This window comes from Citrobacter sp. CK199, assembly GCF_030333285.1.
In the GTDB taxonomy this organism is placed as follows: Bacteria; Pseudomonadota; Gammaproteobacteria; order Enterobacterales; family Enterobacteriaceae; genus Citrobacter_B; species Citrobacter_B koseri.
The window spans coordinates 691,497-712,561 of record NZ_JAOWGF010000028.1 but is presented as its reverse complement, the minus strand read 5'-3'; the positions used below and the strand labels follow the sequence as shown (position 1 = coordinate 712,561).

General features: G+C 52.7%; 16 protein-coding genes, 1 tRNA gene and 2 CRISPR repeat arrays. Of the genes, 5 read left to right on the top strand and 12 right to left on the bottom strand.

Translation table 11 applies throughout. From position 1 onward, the window contains the following. Positions 1–192: 192 nt before the first annotated feature. Positions 193–411 carry a translation initiation factor IF-1 gene (gene infA, locus OGX75_RS18325; RefSeq protein ID WP_001040187.1) on the top strand — a complete coding sequence of 73 codons (219 nt, stop codon included), beginning with the start codon at positions 193–195 and terminating at the stop codon, positions 409–411. A gap of 140 nt (positions 412–551) precedes the next feature. After that, positions 552–1,001: a CRISPR direct-repeat array (repeat unit 28 nt; unit sequence TTTCTAAGCTGCCTGTACGGCAGTGAAC). Positions 1,002–1,146: 145 nt separating this feature from the next. On the opposite strand, the gene OGX75_RS18320 is transcribed toward infA, so the two are convergent. Then, a complete protein-coding gene (locus OGX75_RS18320; protein WP_200053976.1) occupies positions 1,147–2,058 on the bottom strand; it encodes a LysR family transcriptional regulator in 912 nt (303 codons plus the stop codon). Between the two features lie 108 nt (positions 2,059–2,166). Here OGX75_RS18320 and OGX75_RS18315 point away from each other — a divergent pair, with 108 nt between their 5' ends. From OGX75_RS18315 to OGX75_RS18305, 3 genes are all read left to right on the top strand, one after another. Continuing rightward, positions 2,167–3,033 carry a pirin family protein gene (locus OGX75_RS18315; RefSeq protein WP_058668951.1) on the top strand — a complete coding sequence of 289 codons (867 nt, stop codon included), beginning with the start codon at positions 2,167–2,169 and terminating at the stop codon, positions 3,031–3,033. A 21-nt stretch (positions 3,034–3,054) separates the two neighbouring features. Further along, a complete protein-coding gene (locus OGX75_RS18310) occupies positions 3,055–3,732 on the top strand; it encodes an isochorismatase family protein (protein WP_012133047.1) in 678 nt (225 codons plus the stop codon). A 147-nt stretch (positions 3,733–3,879) separates the two neighbouring features. Next, a tRNA-Ser gene (locus OGX75_RS18305) sits at positions 3,880–3,967 on the top strand. A 320-nt stretch (positions 3,968–4,287) separates the two neighbouring features. Here the strand turns inward: OGX75_RS18305 and cas6f are convergent. The 9 genes from cas6f to OGX75_RS18260 form a co-directional block, all read right to left on the bottom strand. Next, positions 4,288–4,842 carry a type I-F CRISPR-associated endoribonuclease Cas6/Csy4 gene (gene cas6f / locus OGX75_RS18300; protein ID WP_049011447.1) on the bottom strand — a complete coding sequence of 185 codons (555 nt, stop codon included), beginning with the start codon at positions 4,840–4,842 and terminating at the stop codon, positions 4,288–4,290. Positions 4,843–4,851: 9 nt separating this feature from the next. Then, positions 4,852–5,853 carry a type I-F CRISPR-associated protein Csy3 gene (gene csy3, locus OGX75_RS18295; protein ID WP_049011448.1) on the bottom strand — a complete coding sequence of 334 codons (1,002 nt, stop codon included), beginning with the start codon at positions 5,851–5,853 and terminating at the stop codon, positions 4,852–4,854. Between the two features lie 10 nt (positions 5,854–5,863). After that, entirely contained in the window at positions 5,864–6,799 is a 936-nt protein-coding gene (csy2, locus tag OGX75_RS18290; RefSeq protein ID WP_286451374.1) for a type I-F CRISPR-associated protein Csy2, read from the bottom strand. After that, positions 6,787–8,109, bottom strand: a complete 1,323-nt coding sequence (gene csy1, locus OGX75_RS18285; RefSeq protein WP_058668947.1) for a type I-F CRISPR-associated protein Csy1 — start codon at positions 8,107–8,109, stop codon at positions 6,787–6,789. Before csy1 ends, csy2 begins: the two co-directional genes overlap by 13 nt. Positions 8,110–8,126: 17 nt before the next feature. After that, on the bottom strand, positions 8,127–11,357 hold the full coding sequence (gene cas3f / locus OGX75_RS18280) for a type I-F CRISPR-associated helicase Cas3f (RefSeq protein ID WP_286451375.1): 3,231 nt from the start codon (positions 11,355–11,357) through the stop codon (positions 8,127–8,129). Beyond that, positions 11,354–12,331: a type I-F CRISPR-associated endonuclease Cas1f gene (gene cas1f / locus OGX75_RS18275; protein ID WP_286451376.1), complete on the bottom strand. Its 978-nt coding sequence runs from the start codon at positions 12,329–12,331 to the stop codon at positions 11,354–11,356. Before cas1f ends, cas3f begins: the two co-directional genes overlap by 4 nt. A gap of 113 nt (positions 12,332–12,444) precedes the next feature. Further along, a CRISPR array of direct repeats spans positions 12,445–14,395; the repeat unit is 28 nt; unit sequence TTTCTAAGCTGCCTGTACGGCAGTGAAC. Between the two features lie 242 nt (positions 14,396–14,637). Continuing rightward, entirely contained in the window at positions 14,638–16,914 is a 2,277-nt protein-coding gene (gene clpA / locus OGX75_RS18270) for an ATP-dependent Clp protease ATP-binding subunit ClpA (protein WP_012133049.1), read from the bottom strand. Positions 16,915–16,944: 30 nt separating this feature from the next. After that, positions 16,945–17,265 carry an ATP-dependent Clp protease adapter ClpS gene (gene clpS / locus OGX75_RS18265; protein ID WP_012133050.1) on the bottom strand — a complete coding sequence of 107 codons (321 nt, stop codon included), beginning with the start codon at positions 17,263–17,265 and terminating at the stop codon, positions 16,945–16,947. A gap of 98 nt (positions 17,266–17,363) precedes the next feature. Continuing rightward, the gene (locus tag OGX75_RS18260; RefSeq protein WP_213164981.1) at positions 17,364–17,438 is read right to left on the bottom strand and encodes a hypothetical protein; all 75 of its coding nucleotides are present in this window, start codon (positions 17,436–17,438) and stop codon (positions 17,364–17,366) included. Between the two features lie 150 nt (positions 17,439–17,588). On the opposite strand from OGX75_RS18260, the gene cspD reads away from it, so the two are divergent. After that, the gene (gene cspD, locus OGX75_RS18255) at positions 17,589–17,810 is read left to right on the top strand and encodes a cold shock-like protein CspD (protein ID WP_000447499.1); all 222 of its coding nucleotides are present in this window, start codon (positions 17,589–17,591) and stop codon (positions 17,808–17,810) included. A gap of 136 nt (positions 17,811–17,946) precedes the next feature. Here cspD and macB read toward each other — a convergent pair whose 3' ends face one another. Both macB and macA read right to left on the bottom strand, forming a co-directional pair. Continuing rightward, the gene (macB, locus tag OGX75_RS18250; RefSeq protein WP_286451377.1) at positions 17,947–19,893 is read right to left on the bottom strand and encodes a macrolide ABC transporter ATP-binding protein/permease MacB; all 1,947 of its coding nucleotides are present in this window, start codon (positions 19,891–19,893) and stop codon (positions 17,947–17,949) included. Then, positions 19,890–20,987 carry a macrolide transporter subunit MacA gene (macA, locus tag OGX75_RS18245; protein ID WP_371417097.1) on the bottom strand — a complete coding sequence of 366 codons (1,098 nt, stop codon included), beginning with the start codon at positions 20,985–20,987 and terminating at the stop codon, positions 19,890–19,892. The genes macB and macA overlap by 4 nt, the downstream gene beginning before the upstream one ends. Positions 20,988–21,065 lie beyond the last annotated feature (78 nt).

Here is a 21,065-nt window from a genome sequence, read left to right as displayed (position 1 = left end):
TCAGGTAACGCCCATCGTTTATCTCATCGCTCCCTTATACGTTGCGCTTCAAGTGCGGCTTTGCCGTGTTTTTCGGAGTAATGCGCCAAACCTGATTTGCTGCGTTTTAAACGCGCAAATCTTTACTTATTTAAAGAACTTCGGCATTATCTTGCCGGTTCAAATTACGGTAGTGATACCCCAGAGGATTAGATGGCCAAAGAAGACAATATTGAAATGCAGGGTACCGTTCTCGAAACGTTACCTAATACCATGTTCCGCGTAGAATTAGAAAACGGTCACGTGGTTACTGCACACATCTCCGGTAAAATGCGTAAAAACTACATCCGCATCCTGACGGGCGACAAAGTGACTGTTGAACTGACCCCGTACGACCTGAGCAAAGGCCGCATTGTCTTCCGTAGTCGCTGATTGTTTTCACGCCCGGGTGGCGTAAAGATAAAAAAAGGTCGGTTTATCCGGCCTTTTTGTTGTCCCTTTCCTGCATGAATACCGTTGATGCGAATTAACGTTATTTTTATTCCCCGCAGCTTCCCTTCCTTCTACATTAAATACTGAACTGCCTGTGCGGCAGTGAACGCCAGGAACGTGTTGTTGATGGGATTTTGATTTTTCTAAGCTGCCTGTACGGCAGTGAACCGCAATGGGTGATAAATCAGGTGTAGACATTTGCTTTCTAAGCTGCCTGTACGGCAGTGAACGATACGATGATGCATGCGACCACAGCGATGATTTTCTAAGCTGCCTGTACGGCAGTGAACATAATCGGACATCACTTTGTCCTGAGTAGCCTTTTCTAAGCTGCCTGTACGGCAGTGAACGCTTTCCACGCAGTGAACGCCCCGTTGTCCAGTTTCTAAGCTGCCTGTACGGTAGTGAACCCAGATTATCGTGTGCAGCGTCCCGAGTATCTTTTCTAAGCTGCCTGTACGGTAGTGAACAATCAGCACATCTTCAGTGTTGCTGCGGGTATTTTCTAAGCTGCCTGTACGGTAGTGAACAGGAATAATATCAGACAATCACGTTGATTTATTGAAGAAAAACGCAACTTCTTCCTGTCAGCCCCTTTTTCACTCAGGTTGTATATATAAAATAAAATCAATAAGTTAGTAACATGAAACAAAAAAGGGTATATTGCGCTCTGTTTTAATCTTCCACCATCCGCGCATACTCTTCTGTCAAAAAATCCACCAGAGCGCGTACGGACGGCAACAATCCACGGCGGGACGGAAATACCGCATGAATTACCTCTCTTCTGGGTTCCCATCCTTCCAGCAAGGCAATCAGCTCCCCCGCAGCCAGTTGGTCTTTCACCATTAAAACAGGTAACTGAACGAGGCCGACGCCCGCAACGGCCGCTTCACGCAGCGCCAGCATGTCTGTGGTGATCAAACGCGGTGTAAAGTGAACTTCAGCGCGCGCGCCCTGCGGACCAAAGAGTTCCCAGCGGTGGATATGTTTACCTGAAGCCAGGCTCAGTCCGGGCCAGTGATGCAGTTCTGCTGGCGAAGAAGGATTTCCCATACGCTGTACCAGCGCCGGGCTGGCAAACAAACGGTGCCCCCTGTCCGCCAGCACGCGCATCACCAGATCGCTGTCTTCAAAAGGACGCGGCCGGACGCGAATTGCAACGTCAATGCCCTCACCAACCACGTCAACACGACGGTTGGTTGCTTCAAGTTGTAACGACACATCGGGATAACGCGCCATAAACTTCGCCAGCATTGGGCCGATATGTACATGTAGCAACGTCACTGGACATGTCAGTTTTACAATGCCGCGCGGTTCGACCTGTAAGGCGGCTATCGCATCCTGCGCCGCCTGTGCTTCCACCAGCATTGCCTTACAATGTTCATAAAAGGTCTGCCCGACTTCAGTGACATTAAATTGCCGCGTGGTTCGTTGAATAAGGCGAACGCCCAGCCGTTCCTCCAGTTGCGCAATACGTCGGCTAAGCTTTGACTTTGGTTCATCCAGCGCTCGCCCTGCCGCCGCAAATCCCCCCTCCTCGACGACATGAACAAACCACGCAAAATCATTGAGATCCGGTTTTGTCATTACATTGTCCTGTTTATAGAACGGTAAGGTCTATTTTAGCGACTACTCAGATCATTGTCATAGATATAAGCTTATTTACATCAAGACAACGCCACCGAGGAGACCACCATGAAACAGATTACAGGCGTCTATACCGCACCTCGCCCGCACTGGGTTGGCGATGGATTTCCGGTTCGTTCGCTATTCTCTTATCAGTCCCATGCAGAGCAGTTAAGCCCGTTCCTGCTGCTGGACTATGCCGGGCCGCATACCTTTGCCCCTGGCGCCGAAAACGAAAAACGTGGAGTGGGAGAACACCCGCATCGAGGCTTTGAAACCGTCACGATTGTTTACAGCGGCGAAGTTGAGCACCGCGATTCAACAGGCCGAGGCGGCGTCATCGGCCCTGGCGATGTGCAGTGGATGACCGCAGGCGCAGGCATTTTGCATGAAGAGTTTCATTCTTCAGCCTTTACCCAACAGGGAGGCGAGCTGGAAATGGTGCAACTGTGGGTGAACCTGCCCGCGAAAGACAAAATGGCGGTGCCGGGTTATCAAAGCATCAGCAGCGATCTCATCCCTGCCGTAACGCTGCCTGACGAAGCCGGAACCGCGCGCATTATTGCGGGCCGCTATCAGGATGTGAAAGGCCCGGCGCATACCTTCTCGCCGTTGAATGTCTGGGATATGCGCCTGCAACGCGATCGTCATCTTACGCTGCCCGTCGCTGAAGGGTGGAGCACCGCGCTGGTCGTCCTGAAAGGAAGTATTACGGTGAATGGCACAACACCGGTAAATGAAGCGCAACTGGTGGTGTTAAGCCAGGAAGGTGAAAACCTGTATCTCGAAGCCAGTAGCGATGCCAGCGTTCTGCTGTTGTCGGGCGAGCCGCTGAATGAGCCCATTGTCGGTTACGGCCCATTTGTCATGAACACAAAACAAGAAATCGCAGAAGCCGTACGCGATTTCAACTCCGGCCGTTTTGGCCAAATCTGAAAACATTGAGGAGTACACAATATGTCCAGTCCTGCTAATTTTAATGGTTTGCGCCCGGTAATTGACGTTAACGATTCCGTTATGCTGTTAATCGACCACCAGAGCGGGCTTTTCCAGACCGTTGGTGATATGCCAATGCCTGAATTGCGCGCCCGTGCGGCCGCGCTGGCCAAAATGGCAACCTTGTCGAAGATGCCGGTCATTACGACGGCATCTGTACCGCAGGGACCGAACGGCCCGCTGATCCCGGAGATCCACGCCAATGCACCGCACGCGCAGTATATTGCCCGTAAAGGCGAGATCAACGCCTGGGATAACGCTGATTTCGTCCAGGCGGTAAAAGCGACCGGCCGTAAAACGCTGATCATCGCCGGTACGATTACCAGCGTTTGCATGGCATTCCCGGCGATTAGCGCAGTCGCGGAAGGTTATAAAGTGTTTGCTGTTATTGATGCTTCCGGCACCTACAGCAAAATGGCCCAGGAAATCACGCTGGCACGCGTTGTTCAGGCTGGCGTCGTACCGATGGATACCGCCGCAGTGGCTTCCGAGTTGCAGGGCACCTGGAACCGTGAAGACGCAGCAGAGTGGGCTGAGGTCTACACCAAAGTGTTCCCGGCGTATCAGTTGTTGATCGAGAGTTACAGCAAAGCGCAGGAAGTGGTGAAAAACGGTGAGATACTGGATTCACAGCGCTAATCGTATTCCCTGCTCCCCCAGGGCAGGGAATATGTTCATTGCGTAACCAAACGATAATTAAAGCGTAAATTCTGCTTGACCGTTTTGGCGCAACTCCCTATAGTAGCGCCCCGTTGCCCCCCAAGCGGTCAGGCAGCAATACAATATGGTGAGGTGTCCGAGTGGCTGAAGGAGCACGCCTGGAAAGTGTGTATACGGCAACGTATCGGGGGTTCGAATCCCCCCCTCACCGCCATATTCAGAAAAGAGCTCGTACGAAAGTACGGGCTTTTTTTTCGCCTATTGCACGCACTGTGGGGGGATGAGAACCCACGACCGGGGTTCGACAACTGGCAGCAGCCAGTTGGACAGACCGCGAACGCAGAGAGCGGGCTGCCCGCAGGGCGAGCGAAGCGAGTCAATCCCCCCCTCACCGCCATATTCGGAAAAAGAGCTCGTACGAAAGTACGGGCTTTTTTTTCGCATGTTGCACATCGCCGGATGGCGGCGCTCGCGCCTTATCCGGCCTACGAGTGGCGCTCTGTAGGCCTGATAAGCGAAGCGCCATCAGGCTTCTCAGAACCAGGGAATGGTCGCCGTAGAACTTAATCCATAGCTTGTGAATGTCCCGCTAACAGGTTCAGAACGCAGTTCGCCGTGACGAATAAACACCCGAAATTGTTGCTGATTCGACAAGCTTTTAACGTTCAGGTAAGGCAAATCGCTATGCTGTTCGGTTGACTCCACCAGGCGCTGCTGCGCCTGCTCTTCCGTCAACCATCCCTTCCTGACGGAACGCCGCAATAACCGTTGTGGACTGCTTTTCACCTGCACCCGACTCACCGTGCGCCAGCCTTTTACAGCCGGAACAGGCGTTATCGCCATACACTGGCAATAATCATTCAGCCCCTTGCGCCATGAACCGGCCTCAAGTTCCTGTAACGCCAATAACGAACCATGAAGACGCAAGCACGATCCTGGCGTCACGCCAAACTGGGGGAAGCTAACGCCAATATCCCCCTTTCCCCTTGCGCCTAACGCACGATGCAGTTTGGCAAATAACGCCGCCATCAGCATTTCAGTATTAAATTCGGGGTCTGGCAGGACACGGAGATCAAAATAGTGATCCATCATCGCTCCTTATTCGCTTTTCTCACCAAATACGCCGCCGCGAACCAGTACCGCCATCACATAATGCTGCTGAGCGGCATCCGGTTTCATACCCTTAGTGACCCAGTTATCCAGTAAGGTATAAAAATCCATTTTATCCTTCGGCTGGCGACACGCTACGCCACGACTGGTTACTGAGCCATAGGGTTCTACCGCAATCGCGCCCAATTCTTCTACTTTTGGGTGCCACGTATCGACGGTACGCAAAGCGTTGCCGATTTTCTGCGAGTGAATGCCCGCAACACCACTGACCTGGTATAACACCCTGCTTTTACTGCTGTTACTGTCCAGCACCAGTTCCTGCGAAGGAAAAACCTCCTGCCCGGCGCCCAGACGCACCTGCGCTTCGACAGTCAGCATGACCCATTCCTGACCGCTTAATCCTTTTTCGATTATCGCCGCCAGTTGGCTCAGCGAAGCATCTTCCTGCTTAAACTCACGCAGGGAATAGTTGTGACTGTTAAAAATCCATTCCTGCCCACTGGCCGCGACATTCACCTGGATCTGCTCAGCACCAATGCGGTTGCGCCACAGGAAACGTCCGTTCGCCAGATTCGTGGCGTACCTGCGTGCCAGTTCACCAAATCCATACTCATTGATATAGCCATCAATAACCTGCTGAAGCGCATCCTGGTATGCCATATCATTACATACCGATGGCGTAGATAAATTACCCAATACGCGCAGCGTAAACACCACTTTCAGGGTGTCGGCATCTGCCGGTAAGGCCGCAATATCCACACGTTGCAGGTTTGCTTTTTGAATTTCCGCATCCAGCTTCGCCGGATCGCTGGAAATCGCATTTTTCAGCCGATTGGAAATCGTTCCTCGAACCGCCTTTTCCTGAATTTCAATCGGTTGCCAATGATCGCTTTGCCAGTTACCCGCATACATCATCGCATCGGACGTAGCGAGTTTGCGCTCAAATGCCAGTACAGAAGCAGTTTTTACAGATACAGGAGCCTTTGCCATAGTCATGTCCTTATTCTAAATCGTCGTCTTCGTTAAACGTAAAGTCGTCTGCGACAGGCATTGCAGAGCAATAGTAGCCAGTGTCGGTTGTGCGGTAGCGCCAGAGAAGCGGCTGAATATCCGTAACACGATGCAACCCACGCCATTCTCCTACACCGTACACCGCCTCGGTAAACGCAAACGGCGTCGAATTATCGCGCGCACTGGCAACCTCTCCAGGGGAATAAAGCGGAGAAATACGCTGATAGCCGCACATCAGCGGCACCAGATAACCAGGCATCGGCTTAGGCTGATATTCCCATTGAGCGTTGTCCCCCTCTTCCGGTGGTATAGCGCGATACTGGATTGCGGCAAAATCTAACCAGGCATCCAGTAATGTGCTTTCCGGCTGTTGTTGCCGACGCTGGTGATAATGCGTTGTCAGCCATTCGCTGCGGTCGTAAAGAGCAAAACCCGGCATCAGCCGCCAGAGGATCTGACGGAGCTGTTTTTCATCATCCGGCGCAGGAAATACCTGCGGATCGCGCAGACTGACAATACTTCCGCCCGCCAGCTTTTGACTCTGACACAGCATTTTCAACCGCGAACAAAACGCCTCTTTGCCGTATTCGCCATTCACGATTTCACCCTGGCACTCAATCACCAGGGAGACGGTAAGGTGCATTCTTCCTTCTTCATTGAACGAGGCCGTTTTCCCTTCTTTAGTCAAAGGGTTACGCGTAAGCGCAAACTGATAGTCACGCCCCGAGGAATATGCCTGAACATGAGAATGATGGCTGATCACCGCGCAGCCATCAAAATGCACGCCATGCGTGGCGCGCACTTTACGGGAAAGCGCATGCACGTACCCCAGGAAATGGCTTATCGCCGGAAAACCCCAGGTTAACCCGGCAACGGCATTCGCATTTTCAATACGGATATGGGGCAATAAAATCAGATAACGCATTTCAGCGCCTCCCGCAAAATCGCTTCCATTTCCCGCATCCGCTGGCGAAACAGCGATTGCGTCCGCCATTCCCGGCGCTCAACAAGCCCCACATCCAGACGCGCCTTATTCAGCCGATAGTTCAGCCAGCGTGCGAAATCATCCGCAACGCTTATTTGCCAGTCATCTTTGTCACGTTCAAGACGGAAAGTTTCATCCGTCTGGCCGCGCCAGGGATCGAGCCAAAGCTGCTGATGGAGGGGGAGATCGGTATTATTTCGCGTCCAGCCTTGCCAGGACGCCTGCTGGAAAGTGGCGGCATGCATGAAAAGAAGGTCGATAAGCTCATCAACATACGCTGCTCGCGCATTGCGAATAGCGTGATTATTCTTCTCAGTATTTTCTTTCAGCAGAAACACCATACGGGAAACAATACCTGACGCGGCCCGATTAAACGCGCCGCGCAACGCAAAGAGATTGCGCATATTTTGCGGCGCTTTATCCAGATTCAGCCATTGAGGCGGCTGCGACGACAGCAGCCAGATACGCCCACCGCGCGCGCTGTTCAACGCAGAAATATTCTGCGGCTTGGTACCGCCAAAATGCATTTCAGCCATGTCTGGATAACGAACATCGGGCTGCGGATGCCATTTACCCGCTTTGCGCGCATCGCGTACCGCTTTCGCCTCTTCTCCAAAGCGAGATGCGACGAGTTTTTCATGCAACACCTGCGCCAGCGAGGTAGCAAACAACGGACACAACAGATGGTAATCATTGTCTACGGGGAAATAGACCTGTTTAGCGAGTTTATGCGATGCCGGCTGAGTGGGCGTTAACGCACGATTAAACCCTTCCACCCACTGCGTCAGTTGAGCGTCATTCTCAGCAAAAGCGTGAAGCGGTTGATGCTCACCCCGTTTCAGGCAGGCCAGCAGCGAGTCACCCTCGACGTCGGTTTGCAGCAATTTCGCGACGTCAAGCGCGGCGGCGTTTCCAACGGCATCCGTCGGGAGGTTCTTAAGCGACGCAGTGCTTAAATACCCCTCTTCACCCACGGTATCGCGATATATGCTGCTACTTTTTGAATCCCCGTGGGTAAATTTAGCCGCATGCGTCACCAGGCTAATTTGCTCTGCTCGCCTTGCCGCATCCGTCAACCAATTTTGCGGTTGATAGCGTGCCTCAAGCGCCTGACGTTCCAGGGCGATGGTACTGGCATCTTCTCCCTGCGCCAGTCGCTTTGCAGCCTCTTTTTCAAAGGCTTCCAGCTTTGGCTGCCTTCGCGAGGCAATGTAATCGGTAATAAAATGGGTCAGTGCTTCAGTTGTCATAACTGCTCCCGACGTTCTTAATTAATATCCCTGTAAACACCCAACCACGGGTGGTAACGCCAGTCGCTCGTCACATCCTCTTCATTTACAGGTACGCTGATCTCACCGAAAATTTCACCTACGCGGTTAATCTCAGTCTGTTGGGCATCGGCCAACGCCAGCAACACCTGGCGGTAGTCCGTACATCCCCAATGGTCTGTTCCCTCTGCATACTCAATGTCCTGAAGAACAAATTTATCGGAAGCCTTGATGTTGCCGTTTTCAGTATGAAATGCGAAATAAGGCTCACTCTCTTCCTCTTCCATATGCAGAAAAAATCTGGCTTCCGGCTGCGACTGACGAAACGGTGTCTTACGCTGTAGCCAGGCGTTCCAGGTGAGCGGTTTACGCCACCAGTTTGCGGCAATAATCTGCCGGCTCTTACTGCTGAGTAATTCTTCCCTGAGCCGCATGTGCTCCAGTTCCGCCAGTTTATTTTCACCATTTGCAGGCAAAATACGTGGCAATGCAGTGATCGTCTGATAATCCTGCGGTGGTAATAGTTCACGCAGATCGTGACTGGCTAATGGATGATCCTTATTTTCAAATCCCGGCTTACAAAACGCGGGAGAGCGCTTTCTCAGCGCTTTAATATTACTGCTGAGAATCACCAGGTTTTCGTTCTCTGGAACGACGCGTCGATGGCGCTGTATACGCCCGGCGAACTGAATAATGGATCGCATAGAGCTGGGTTCGATGATACCCCAACTGCTGTCCCAGTCCCTGCCAACCTCCATGACGGAAGTCCCTAACACGACAAAAAGGTGATGCTTCTCCGGGCGGAGATTGAGGGCTTTTGCAATATCTGGATGTTGCCAGAGCGTATCGGGCTGATGGCGAGTAAATGCGCTATCCAGACATTTTTCGATGGCTGAACGCACCGCCAGCGGGTGCCGGGCATGGTAGACACAATAATGGATACAGACATCCTGCGGCGAAGGGATCGCCATTAACGCTTTTGTGACAGCGACCAGCGGATCGATATTCGCGAACCTGACTAAACCCAATGACACGGTCTTACCACCGGGATGCGTCTCTTTATGCGCGTGATGTAAAACCTGCATTTCCGTATGCACGGCGCGGGCCACGCAGGTAATGACATCGCTCACCTCTGGCGACGCCGGAGATACGGGCGAAATACGCCCAAAGTGCAGACGAGGTTTTGCCGCCAGCATTGCCGCCCGCTGCTCAACAAATGTTTTATGCGCAATGCTAAAGCTGCGTCCATCCGCGATGTGCTCCACCTTCGCGCCTTTTTCATCGAACCATGCGCAGCAAATATTCATCGGTTTCTCTGACGCGCCGCAGGACGCCTGCCATATTTTGCGCCCGGCAAACCAGGCGGCAAACATGGCCTGGATAAGATCCGGCGGCAGCGTTGCCGACGAGAGCAGCACGCGGGTTCCCAGCATCCCGGCCCAGTTCATCAGGCGGCAAACGGCATGCAGATCGGCAATATCAAAATCATCAGGTTCATCCAGCACCAGATCGCTGGTCAGCAAGCGCAACATCGCCGGTAGCTGCTTCCCGCCACGCACGCCTTCCGTCGCCGAAATCAAATGATCGAGGGTTGTCACTAAAACAGGGGCACTGACTAACGCCGACAATTTCCTGTCGCCGCTCAACCATTTTTCCAGCGCCCCCGTTTGCACACTGCCTTCATAATGAACATATTGCTGTTCTTCAGACAAGGCCTTTGCCGAGGCGCTATCCCTGTCTGGTTCCGGTTCTTTTTCCTTCTGCCACAACTGCTTCACCGCACCCGAGCCAATCAGTACCGCCAGGTCATCGTCGTCCAGCTTCAGTCGATTACGCAACGCATCGCCGGTTTGCAGCGTCAGCGTGCGTAACCCCATTGCCACGGTGAAGCGACAGCCTTCCTGCTCATCAGCCAGCGCATACATTATTCGTGCATTGGCAAGCGTCTTCCCGCAGCCCGTCGAGGCCATATTGACGCCGAAAAACCCCTCTTCCCGACTCCGCTCACGCAGCGCGACAGCTACATCCCAGGCTTTATTTTGCCAGTGATAAAGCGGATTACCCGAACGCTCACGAAAACCTTTATGCCTTGCAATCGCCGGAAGCGACGAACGCACACGCGCCAGTTGTCTCCCCAGAAGCAATGCGTGATGCGCGACACCGGTCAAATGCTCATCAACCCGTTGTTTTAGCGTGTCATTTTTCCGATCGCTGTTTGCCCATACACAATAATCGGGATCTTGCCACGTTGGGTGAGGATGGCTGGAAGAGTAGAAGTGATCGGCCAGCATCAGACAAAAACGCGCCATATGCAGCGTGAACAGTTGATCCATCTGTCCCCACTGTTTTAATGCCGCGGCATTCTTAGCGCGCCGGGAGATCTGACGTGCTTTCTCCCGCCAGACGCGACTTTGTACAGGCGTACCTGATGGAAAAACCCAGACATTACGAAAATCGACGTCTCGCCACCCTTCTTTTATATGATTCACGGCGTTCCAGTCTGCATTAAGCTGATTTTCAAGCCAGCTCTGACATCCCTCCAGCACGTTGTCGCCACGCAGGTTTTCAGGAAGACGGTGATGAGACAAAATCAGCCAGGCGACGACGCTGGCGAGCGGTGGAAGCGTACGAAAAGGGCTGTCAGAATAGCAGGGGTTATCCTTGCGCAATCGAGCCAGAAGTTCAGCGTCGTCATCCGCAGACAACTCACCGAGTTTTGCCAGCCACTGTTCATCATGTTGCTCACCGATAAACGCCTGAAACAGGCGTACCGAAACCCATTCATGGCGATAAGGTTGATAACTTTTAGCTGTTTTTTTCGTCAGGCTTTCCTGAAAACAGAACCCTGCCTTACCAAAATCATGAAACAAGCCCGCAATCGCTGCTAACAGCGCAATGCTTTCCGCACATCGCCACCGATGTTCATCGGTGTTCGTGATAAGCGTTTGTGTGGTTCGGTTGGTAGGAACACGCCCTTGCGCATTAAAACGACGTATATTGCCGACAATCCATAGCAATTCCATTTGCCCGTTTTTCTTCAACCAGTGGCAGGCAACCGCAGTATTACGCCTTGCGGTTTTCCGTAATAAACGGCGCAGCGTGTTAACGCCTTCTAAGGTGATGATGGTTTGCCAGGCCGCGTCTCCCGTTCGCTCAGCAAACTGATCGAGTATACGGCAACTCTCCTCGCGAGCGCGTTTGGTGCAGCGAGAGATAATCAGCACATTCATTCGCTATCCTCAGCCAACTGTCGCGCCGTGTCCTGAAGCGTGGTGATCATTAAATCTAAAGCATCAGACTGCTGAAATCTATTAATACAGCGCTGGCGGAACGCCTGTGCATCCTCCCCCTCCATTGCCGCGATAAACGCTTGCGGCATGACAAGCGCGTCTTTGATAAGATCGGCCAAATCAAAGACCAGGCCGCCGCGACGCGTTTTACCGTGCATAACCGCCAGGCCGTGTGGGAGCCCTGTAACCCATGCCGCAACAGCCGCTAATCCGTATGCCAGATAATTACCCTGATCCAGAAACCGATTCGCCATATCCAGACCACCGCCCCGTTTTGCTCGGGTAAAATCGCCATATCCAACGGTCTGGCTCACCAGTTTATACAGCGATTTTGTTAATTGCGCCTCTTTGAGCATTAAATGAGTATGATCCTCTGCTTGCGCCATAGACTCATCCGCGAGCGTGATAATATCATTTAATCGTTCCCGGTCTGGCTGAAATATTTTCTGTGATGATGGGGCTAACCAATATTTTTCTATTTGCTGCAATCTTATTTTCTGAAACATCTTTGCCGCGATCAGTCTTTTTTCTTCTTTAAACCAGAAAGAGACCCAATACTGTAAATATTCAGTCGGTCGATATTCACTTTGCGGTGACAGCCATGACACATCAATATCAACTTCATTTGCGGAATAAAGCGGCGTACCATCAGTGCCACAGAAGCCAACCATCACGCCAGCCCTTGCGAACTCCCGCATCGCTGCCTGTGACACTGACGTGCCCATACCCAGCATCACCGCCGTAGTATTCGCGACAGGAATATTCCAGTAATATGATTCATTACCTGCACTCGTAATGTATTCAACTCGCCCACCATTTACCTGCACACGGCATTTTTCAAGATAATATATATTGGCGCGTTTAGAGTGCAGAATGGTTTTTAAATCCGAAGGCATAATTGAATTTGCAGACATATCTATTTAAACCCCGTCATTTTATGTGTTATCGATAGTACTGATGAGGGTCTGGCAGATGAAATGATAAAAATCAACAAAAGAGCTTTCAAAATAAATAATTACATTTGTGGTGTGGTAGCTGCCTGTACGGCAGTGAACTTCCACAGCGTTTTGACTACGATTTTAATTTCTTTCTAAGCTGCCTGTACGGCAGTGAACGGGAAAGACTACACACAGCAATGGATGATTCTTTCTAAGCTGCCTGTACGGCAGTGAACATGAAATTCGTTACTTCAGGTGTGATTTGCTGCTTTCTAAGCTGCCTGTACGGCAGTGAACTAGTATCGCCAGGCATTATAGACGCCCAGAATTTTCTAAGCTGCCTGTACGGCAGTGAACACCCGGAAAGATTTAACGCGTATTGCCGCGCAGTTTCTAAGCTGCCTGTACGGCAGTGAACGATGGATTCCACTTCGGTGGCATCACCGCAATTTTCTAAGCTGCCTGTACGGCAGTGAACACAGAACTTATCGCGTTTGTATAAACGCTTATCTTTCTAAGCTGCCTGTACGGCAGTGAACTTGCTGGCGGCGGAGTAGTCGCCGGTGTTGCTTTTCTAAGCTGCCTGTACGGCAGTGAACGTCACCCACTGAGATCAGCAAATCACGCGCCGTTTCTAAGCTGCCTGTACGGCAGTGAACCATGTTTTATCCCTCCCGTCACGACCGCGTTTTTTCTAAGCTGCCTGTACGGCAGTGAACCGATCCTTACATGCTGGCGAACTGCCCGTCATTTTCTAAGCTGCCTGTACGGCAGTGAACGTCAACGAGCGCGATAAATTCCGCGACATGCTTTTCTAAGCTGCCTGTACGGCAGTGAACGCGCAGGGCTGGTCTTCAGAGCAAATTTTACATTTCTAAGCTGCCTGTACGGCAGTGAACTAAAAGTTGACGGCATAGGCCAGCACCGGGGCTTTCTAAGCTGCCTGTACGGCAGTGAACGAACCGCGCACTATCCAGACAAAAGCCAGGACTTTCTAAGCTGCCTGTACGGCAGTGAACCGACAGTCCATCGCTTCATTTCGAGCGTGATCTTTCTAAGCTGCCTGTACGGCAGTGAACTGTGTGTCCGTGCCGACCTCACATATCAACAATTTCTAAGCTGCCTGTACGGCAGTGAACACTGACGCGCTGACAATTAATAGCTTACGTCATTTCTAAGCTGCCTGTACGGCAGTGAACCGGGGCGTAACGGTACTCAGCGAAGCGTTCCTTTTCTAAGCTGCCTGTACGGCAGTGAACAATGGATGTATTTTTCGATTTGAAGTGCGCCCTTTCTAAGCTGCCTGTACGGCAGTGAACTCATCCCGTTCTTCATTGATGAGGCGCTACCTTTTCTAAGCTGCCTGTACGGCAGTGAACATCCAGCACATCCATCTGGTCGATTTCCACAATTTCTAAGCTGCCTGTACGGCAGTGAACAGAGGAAGAGAACGATGCGCTGCTGCTTGAGTTTTCTAAGCTGCCTGTACGGCAGTGAACGGTTATTTGTTCGAGGTCAAAGCTAATTTACTTTTCTAAGCTGCCTGTACGGCAGTGAACCCATTTCATCGTAGAGACTGTCATGTGTGTGATTTCTAAGCTGCCTGTACGGCAGTGAACAATTCGGACACCGGCAGTGCTCTCTTCGTTGTGTTTCTAAGCTGCCTGTACGGCAGTGAACAAGGTGCTGATGGATTTTGTCTCCCGCAGCTATTTCTAAGCTGCCTGTACGGCAGTGAACACTGGAACGGTGAGGGAGATAACCCGAATGAATTTCTAAGCTGCCTGTACGGCAGTGAACTCTGGATCGTTTCCAAATTCCTTGCGGATTTTTTTCTAAGCTGCCTGTACGGCAGTGAACAACTATGGGATGGGGTTCTGCTATTGGTGGCGTTTCTAAGCTGCCTGTACGGCAGTGAACATCCGCCTGCGCTTCCGGGGTGTTCGGTTTCTTTTCTAAGCTGCCTGTACGGCAGTGAACACGTCCGGTTCAACCTGACGGGCTTGCTTCGTTTTCTAAGCTGCCTGTACGGCAGTGAACTGAAGCAGTTCGTCGCTATCATGGTGTTAATAAAGAAAAATATCAACGAAATGATTAAATACCCTTTTATCGCCACCTAATATAAACACATAAAAATCATAGCGTTAAAAAAACACTCAAAAAAAGGGTTTCCAGGTATCCGGGGCATGACGGCAAAAAAAATCCGTAACCTCAAAAGAGATTACGGATTTTAGCGAGTTTATCTGAACGCGACTGGCGTTCAGATTTTACCGGTTACGAGATTAATGCGCGGCTTCCGGTTTGTGCTTTTGCGCACTCTGGAAGCCATACGTCAGCTCATTTTTCTCTTTATCCAGCGCAACGGTCACCTGGCCACCGCCAACCAGTGAACCGAACAGCAGCTCGTTTGCCAACGGTTTTTTCAGGTTGTCCTGGACGACGCGCGTCATTGGACGTGCGCCCATCGCGCGGTCATAGCCTTTCTCTGCCAGCCAGTCACGCGCTTCCTGACTCACTTCCAGGGAGACGCCTTTCTGATCCAGTTGAACCTGCAGCTCGACGATAAACTTATCGACAACCTGATGGATCACTTCAGTAGACAGGTGATCGAACCAGATAATGTTGTCGAGACGGTTACGGAACTCCGGCGTAAACACTTTCTTGATTTCACCCATCGCGTCCGTACTGTTGTCCTGATGGATGAGGCCAATCGATTTACGTTCAGTTTCACGCACACCGGCGTTGGTGGTCATCACCAGCACCACGTTGCGGAAATCCGCTTTACGCCCGTTGTTGTCCGTCAGCGTGCCGTTGTCCATCACCTGCAACAGCAGGTTAAAGACATCTGGATGCGCCTTCTCAATTTCATCCAGCAGCAGAACTGCATGTGGATGTTTGATAACCGCATCGGTCAGCAGACCGCCCTGGTCGAAACCGACATATCCCGGAGGCGCGCCGATCAGGCGGCTTACGGTGTGGCGTTCCATATACTCGGACATATCAAACCGCAGCAGCTCAATACCCAGCGCTTTGGAGAGCTGTACCGTTACCTCGGTTTTCCCTACCCCGGTAGGCCCCGCGAACAGGAACGAACCGACAGGTTTATGTTCATGACCGAGACCCGCACGGCTCATTTTGATCGCTTCGGTCAGCGCTTCAATTGCCTTATCCTGCCCGAAGACCAGCATTTTCAGGCGGTCGCCGAGGTTTTTCAACGTATCGCGATCGCTCTGCGAGACGCTCTTCTCAGGAATACGCGCGATGCGCGCCACAACAGACTCAATATCCGCCACGTTGACGGTTTTCTTGCGCTTGCTGACCGGCATCAGACGAGCACGCGCACCGGCTTCGTCGATGACGTCAATCGCCTTATCCGGCAGATGACGGTCGTTGATGTATTTCACCGCCAGCTCTACCGCCGCACGCACCGCTTTCGCCGTGTAGCGAACATCGTGGTGCGCTTCGTACTTCGGTTTCAGGCCGTTGATGATCTGCACAGTCTCATCCACGGACGGCTCAGTGATATCAATTTTCTGGAAGCGACGCGCTAACGCGCGGTCTTTTTCGAAAATGTTGCTGAATTCCTGATACGTCGTGGAACCAATCACGCGGATCTTACCGCTGGAGAGCAGCGGTTTAATCAGGTTTGCGGCATCCACCTGGCCGCCCGACGCCGCACCCGCACCGATAATGGTGTGGATCTCATCAATAAACAGGATGCTATTGGTGTCCTGTTCCAGCTGTTTGAGCAGCGCTTTAAAACGTTTTTCGAAATCGCCGCGATACTTGGTGCCCGCCAGCAGCGAGCCGATATCCAGCGAGTAGAGGGTGCAATCCGCCATCACTTCCGGCACATCGCCCTGGACAATACGCCAGGCCAGACCTTCGGCAATCGCCGTCTTACCGACGCCGGACTCACCCACCAGCAGCGGGTTATTTTTCCGGCGGCGACACAGCACCTGAATGGCACGCTCCAGCTCTTTTTCACGACCAATCAGCGGATCGATTCCGCCCACGCGAGCAAGCTGGTTAAGGTTAGTCGTGAAGTTCTCCATACGTTCCTCCCCGCCAACTTGTTCTTCGCTATTTGGCTGATTGCCGGGGTCAGAAGACTGACTCGGCTCGTCCTTTCGCGTCCCATGAGAAATAAAGTTCACCACGTCGAGGCGGCTGACTTCATGCTTACGCAGCAGATAAGCCGCCTGGGATTCCTGTTCGCTGAAGATAGCCACCAGCACATTCGCGCCAGTTACCTCACTGCGCCCGGAGGACTGAACGTGAAAGACCGCACGTTGCAGCACGCGCTGAAAACTCAACGTCGGCTGTGTGTCGCGCTCTTCTTCGCTGGCAGGCAGTACGGGTGTGGTTTGTTCAATGAAGGCTTCAAGTTCCTGACGGAGCGCCACCAAATCCACGGAGCACGCTTCCAGCGCTTCGCGGGCCGATGGGTTACTGAGCAACGCCAGTAACAAGTGCTCGACGGTCATAAACTCATGTCGGTGCTCGCGCGCTCTGGCGAAAGCCATGTTTAAACTGAGTTCCAGTTCTTGATTGAGCATAGGCACCTCCCCCAATTTTTACGCCTGCATTCAGGCTTTTTCCAGCGTACACAGCAACGGATGCTCGTTCTCCCTCGCATACTTGTTCACCATCGCCACTTTGGTCTCCGCGACCTCGGCGGTAAATACGCCGCAGATAGCTTTACCTTGATAGTGAACCGCAAGCATCAGTTGCGTTGCACGTTCTACATCATAAGAAAAGAATTTTTGTAACACGTCAATAACAAACTCCATTGGAGTGTAATCATCATTGACTAATATCACTTTATACATAGATGGCGGTTTTAGCGCGTCGCGCACCTTATCTTCCGCCAGCTGGTCAAAATCCAGCCAATCGTTCGTCTTACCCATTGTCAGTCGTCATCTTCGGTTACGGTTACCGGCAGAACGTACTGCCGCTGACAAGAGCCTATGCACGCAATCAATCTACCCCAATTAATAGATAACTATCATCTATCTCTGTCATCCGCGACATCTGTCACATTACCGGCAATAGCGTTAACTGCTTCAAATTTTTGATTCATTTTTACCCCATCCACCCCGCCTGGCGCTTGACGCCCCGCCTGATTTCTCTAAATTGTAGTTTCGAGAGTTGGCGAGGTTTTGAACAGCCCCCACTCCGCCACCGGTTCATTCCATCTTACTTATATAAGATTTACGAAGGATGTCGAAGCATGGAAACGGGTACTGTAAAGTGGTTCAACAATGCCAAAGGGTTTGGTTTCATCTGCCCTGAAGGCGGCGGCGAAGATATTTTCGCCCATTACTCCACCATTCAAATGGATGGTTACAGAACGCTTAAAGCCGGGCAGTCTGTCCGGTTTGATGTCCACCAGGGGCCAAAAGGCAATCATGCCAGTGTCATCGTGCCCATCGAAGCAGAAGCCGTTGCATAGCTCTTCTGTCTCATTGTGTACATCCCGCAGTCAAAATGCCAGCCCGATCGGCTGGCATTTTTATTTCTGCGCCATTGCTTTTTGCCGAATAGCGACGCTGACGCGCCTTACCCGGCGGACAAACATCCGGCAAGATTCACTCCCGCGCCAGCGCATCTACCGGATCGAGTCGTGCCGCATTACGTGCGGGCAACCAGCCAAACAGTATCCCGGTAAACGTCGAGCACAAGAACGCCGTCAGGAGTGCGACGGGCGAGAAGCCGATTTCCCAGCCGGGTAAAAACATCTGTAGCGTAAAGGCGATCAGCATCGACAGCCCGATCCCTAACGCGCCGCCGACCAGACACACCAGCACCGCTTCAATTAAGAACTGTTGCAGCACATCGCTGGCGCGCGCGCCTACCGCCATACGGATGCCAATCTCCCGGGTTCGTTCAGTGACGGAAACCAGCATAATGTTCATTACGCCAATCCCCCCTACCACCAGTGAGATCACCGCAACCAGCGTCAGGAACAGTTGAAGAGTACGTGTGGTCTTTTCGGCGGTTTTCAAGACGCCGTCCATATTCCAGGTAAAGAAATCCTTCTTCCCGTGGCGCAGCGTCAGCAGGCGGGTAAGCTGCTGCTCAGCCTGCGCGCTGTCAAATCCCTCTTTCACCCGAACGGTGATGGAGTTCAGCCATGACTGCCCCATCACCCGCCCGGACATCGTGCTGTACGGCAGCCAGACGCGGAGGATCTTACTGCTGCCGAACATAGACTGTTTCTCTTCGGCCACGCCGATCACCGTTGCAGGCATATTACCGACCAGGATCACTTCGCCCACCACTTTCGCTTTATTGGGGAAAAGTTGACGCCGCGTGTTGCTGTCGAGCACCACCACCTGTGCCCGGCCATTCAACTGCTCTCTGTTGAACGTGTTCCCCTCGCTAAAGGTCATGCCGTAGACATTAAAATAGTCGCCGCTGACGCCATTGGCGCTGGCGGCCACGTCGGTGTTGCCGTAGCGAAGCCGCAGATTTTGCGATACGGCAGGCGTCGCGGACGTTACCCACGGCTGCTTCTGAATCGCGTTCAGATCGTCATATTTCAGCGCCTGCTGATATTGCGGATCGTCGTCGCCGAAGTCTTTACCGGGGTAAATATCGATAGTATTGGTGCCAATGGCGCGAATATCCGCCAGCACCATCTGTTTTGCCGCATCGCCGACCACCACGATCGACACCACCGACGCAATCCCGATAATAATCCCCAGCATGGTGAGCAAGGTGCGCATTTTATTGGCGGCCATCGCCAGCCACGCCATCGTGAGCGCCTCACGAAATCCGCTGACAAACTGGCTCCAGCCGGAGGCCGTTTTGACGACGGGCTCCGCGATGCCTTGCCCCGCTTGCGTTTTCTGCGACGGCGGATTACGCACGATCTCGCCATCGTGGATTTCAATCACCCGTTCGGCCTGAGCGGCAACCTGCGGGTCGTGGGTCACGATAATGACCGTATGCCCCCGATCGCGCAGTTGATGCAGAATCGCCATCACTTCATCGCCGGAATGGCTGTCGAGCGCCCCCGTCGGTTCATCGGCGAGGATCACCTGCCCGCCGTTCATCAGCGCGCGCGCAATACTCACCCGCTGCTGTTGCCCGCCGGAGAGCTGCGAAGGCTGATAATCCACCCGATCGCCCAGCCCCAGCCGTTGCAGCAACTCTTCGGCCCGCTCCAGCCGTCGTTTGCGCTCCGTACCGGCATAAACGGCGGGTACCTCAACGTTTTGCGCCGCCGTCAGATGTGAGAGCAAATGATAACGCTGGAAGATAAAACCAAAATGTTCGCGGCGAAGTTGCGCCAGCGCGTCGCTGTCGAGCGTGGAGACATCCCGCCCCGCAATCCGATAGGTGCCGCTGGTGGGTTTATCCAGACAGCCGAGGATATTCATCAGGGTCGATTTACCGGAGCCGGACGCGCCGACAATCGCCACCATCTCTCCGGCATGAATTTGCAGGGAGATGCCCTTCAGCACCTCGACCTGTTCTTCACCTGACGGATAACTGCGGCGAATATTGCTCAGCTCAAGCAATGCCGTCATTGCGCGGCTCCAGGTTTGCTCTCGCTGATTACCACCTCATCGCCCTCTTCCAGTCCCTTGACGATCTCCACGTCAGTATCGTTACGCGCGCCAATCGACACCTCGCGTTCACGGGTTTCGCCGTTACGCAACAGCGTGACTTTGTAGCGGTTATTGCCGACCGGGTCGCCAAGCGCCGCCAGAGGAATCGTCAACACGTTTTTAATGTCCGTGAGCTGAATATGCACCTGTGCGGTCATGTCCAGGCGCAAAATCCCTTTCGGGTTAGGAACTTCAAAACGCGCGTAATAGAAAATAGCGTCGTTCACTTTTTCAGGCGTGGGCAGGACATCTTTCAGCGCGCCTTCATAGCGGGTCTGAGGGTCGCCCAGCACGGTAAACCAGGCTTTTTGTCCGGGACGCAGGTGAATAACGTCCGCTTCGGAAACCTGCGCCTTCACCAGCATGGTGCTCATATCCGCCAGCGTCAGGATATTTGGCGCCTGTTGAGCGGCGATCACCGTCTGTCCCTGCAAAGTGGTGATTTGCGTCACCTCGCCTGCCATCGGGGCGACAATGCGGGTGTAATCCAGGTTGGTTTTTGCTGTATCAAGAGAAGCCTGATTACGTTTAATCTGCGCGTCAATCGTGCCGATCTGCGCCTGTTTGACGGCCATTTCCGTCGCGGCCGTATCCAGTTCCTGTCGCGAAATCGCCTGGGTTTTCGCCAGCTGTTGCTGGCGTGACAGGGTGACGCGCGCCAGTTTCCACTCGGCTTCAGCCTGTCGGCGCTGAGCGCGTAATTCCATCAGCGTGGCTTCCACCTCTTTGATCTGGTTTTCCGCCTGTTCAGGATCGATAACGCCAAGCAGCTGATCTTTTTTCACCTTGTCGCCAATTGCGACCGACAGCGTTTTAAGCTGGCCGCTGACCTGCGCCCCGACATCCACTTTGCGCAGCGCATCCAGTTTCCCCGTCGCCAGCACGCTCTGCTGAAGGTCGCCCGGACGGACAATCAGCGTTTGATAGTGGGGTAGCGGCGCATTTAACGTTCGCCAGAGCGTAAACATCGCCACGATGATAATGAGGGCGATGAGAAGATAGCGCTTTTTCATTTTTCCCTTGAGCTTCATAACGATCCAACATTCCCCGAGATATCCACCAGAGTGGGAAGATAAACCTTAACGGTAAAT

What these genes read in the sequence shown, in the direction of transcription:
- OGX75_RS18320 (WP_200053976.1), bottom strand. Translation starts at nt 2,058, where the DNA reads ATGACAAAACCGGATCTCAATGATTTTGCGTGGTTTGTTCATGTCGTC.
- cas6f (WP_049011447.1), bottom strand. Translation starts at nt 4,842, where the DNA reads ATGGATCACTATTTTGATCTCCGTGTCCTGCCAGACCCCGAATTTAAT.
- OGX75_RS18315 (WP_058668951.1), top strand. Translation starts at nt 2,167, where the DNA reads ATGAAACAGATTACAGGCGTCTATACCGCACCTCGCCCGCACTGGGTT.
- csy2 (WP_286451374.1), bottom strand. Translation starts at nt 6,799, where the DNA reads ATGCGTTATCTGATTTTATTGCCCCATATCCGTATTGAAAATGCGAAT.
- macB (WP_286451377.1), bottom strand. Translation starts at nt 19,893, where the DNA reads ATGACGGCATTGCTTGAGCTGAGCAATATTCGCCGCAGTTATCCGTCA.
- OGX75_RS18310 (WP_012133047.1), top strand. Translation starts at nt 3,055, where the DNA reads ATGTCCAGTCCTGCTAATTTTAATGGTTTGCGCCCGGTAATTGACGTT.
- clpS (WP_012133050.1), bottom strand. Translation starts at nt 17,265, where the DNA reads ATGGGTAAGACGAACGATTGGCTGGATTTTGACCAGCTGGCGGAAGAT.
- cspD (WP_000447499.1), top strand. Translation starts at nt 17,589, where the DNA reads ATGGAAACGGGTACTGTAAAGTGGTTCAACAATGCCAAAGGGTTTGGT.
- clpA (WP_012133049.1), bottom strand. Translation starts at nt 16,914, where the DNA reads ATGCTCAATCAAGAACTGGAACTCAGTTTAAACATGGCTTTCGCCAGA.
- infA (WP_001040187.1), top strand. Translation starts at nt 193, where the DNA reads ATGGCCAAAGAAGACAATATTGAAATGCAGGGTACCGTTCTCGAAACG.
- macA (WP_371417097.1), bottom strand. Translation starts at nt 20,987, where the DNA reads ATGAAAAAGCGCTATCTTCTCATCGCCCTCATTATCATCGTGGCGATG.
- cas3f (WP_286451375.1), bottom strand. Translation starts at nt 11,357, where the DNA reads ATGAATGTGCTGATTATCTCTCGCTGCACCAAACGCGCTCGCGAGGAG.
- cas1f (WP_286451376.1), bottom strand. Translation starts at nt 12,331, where the DNA reads ATGTCTGCAAATTCAATTATGCCTTCGGATTTAAAAACCATTCTGCAC.
- csy1 (WP_058668947.1), bottom strand. Translation starts at nt 8,109, where the DNA reads ATGACAACTGAAGCACTGACCCATTTTATTACCGATTACATTGCCTCG.
- csy3 (WP_049011448.1), bottom strand. Translation starts at nt 5,853, where the DNA reads ATGGCAAAGGCTCCTGTATCTGTAAAAACTGCTTCTGTACTGGCATTT.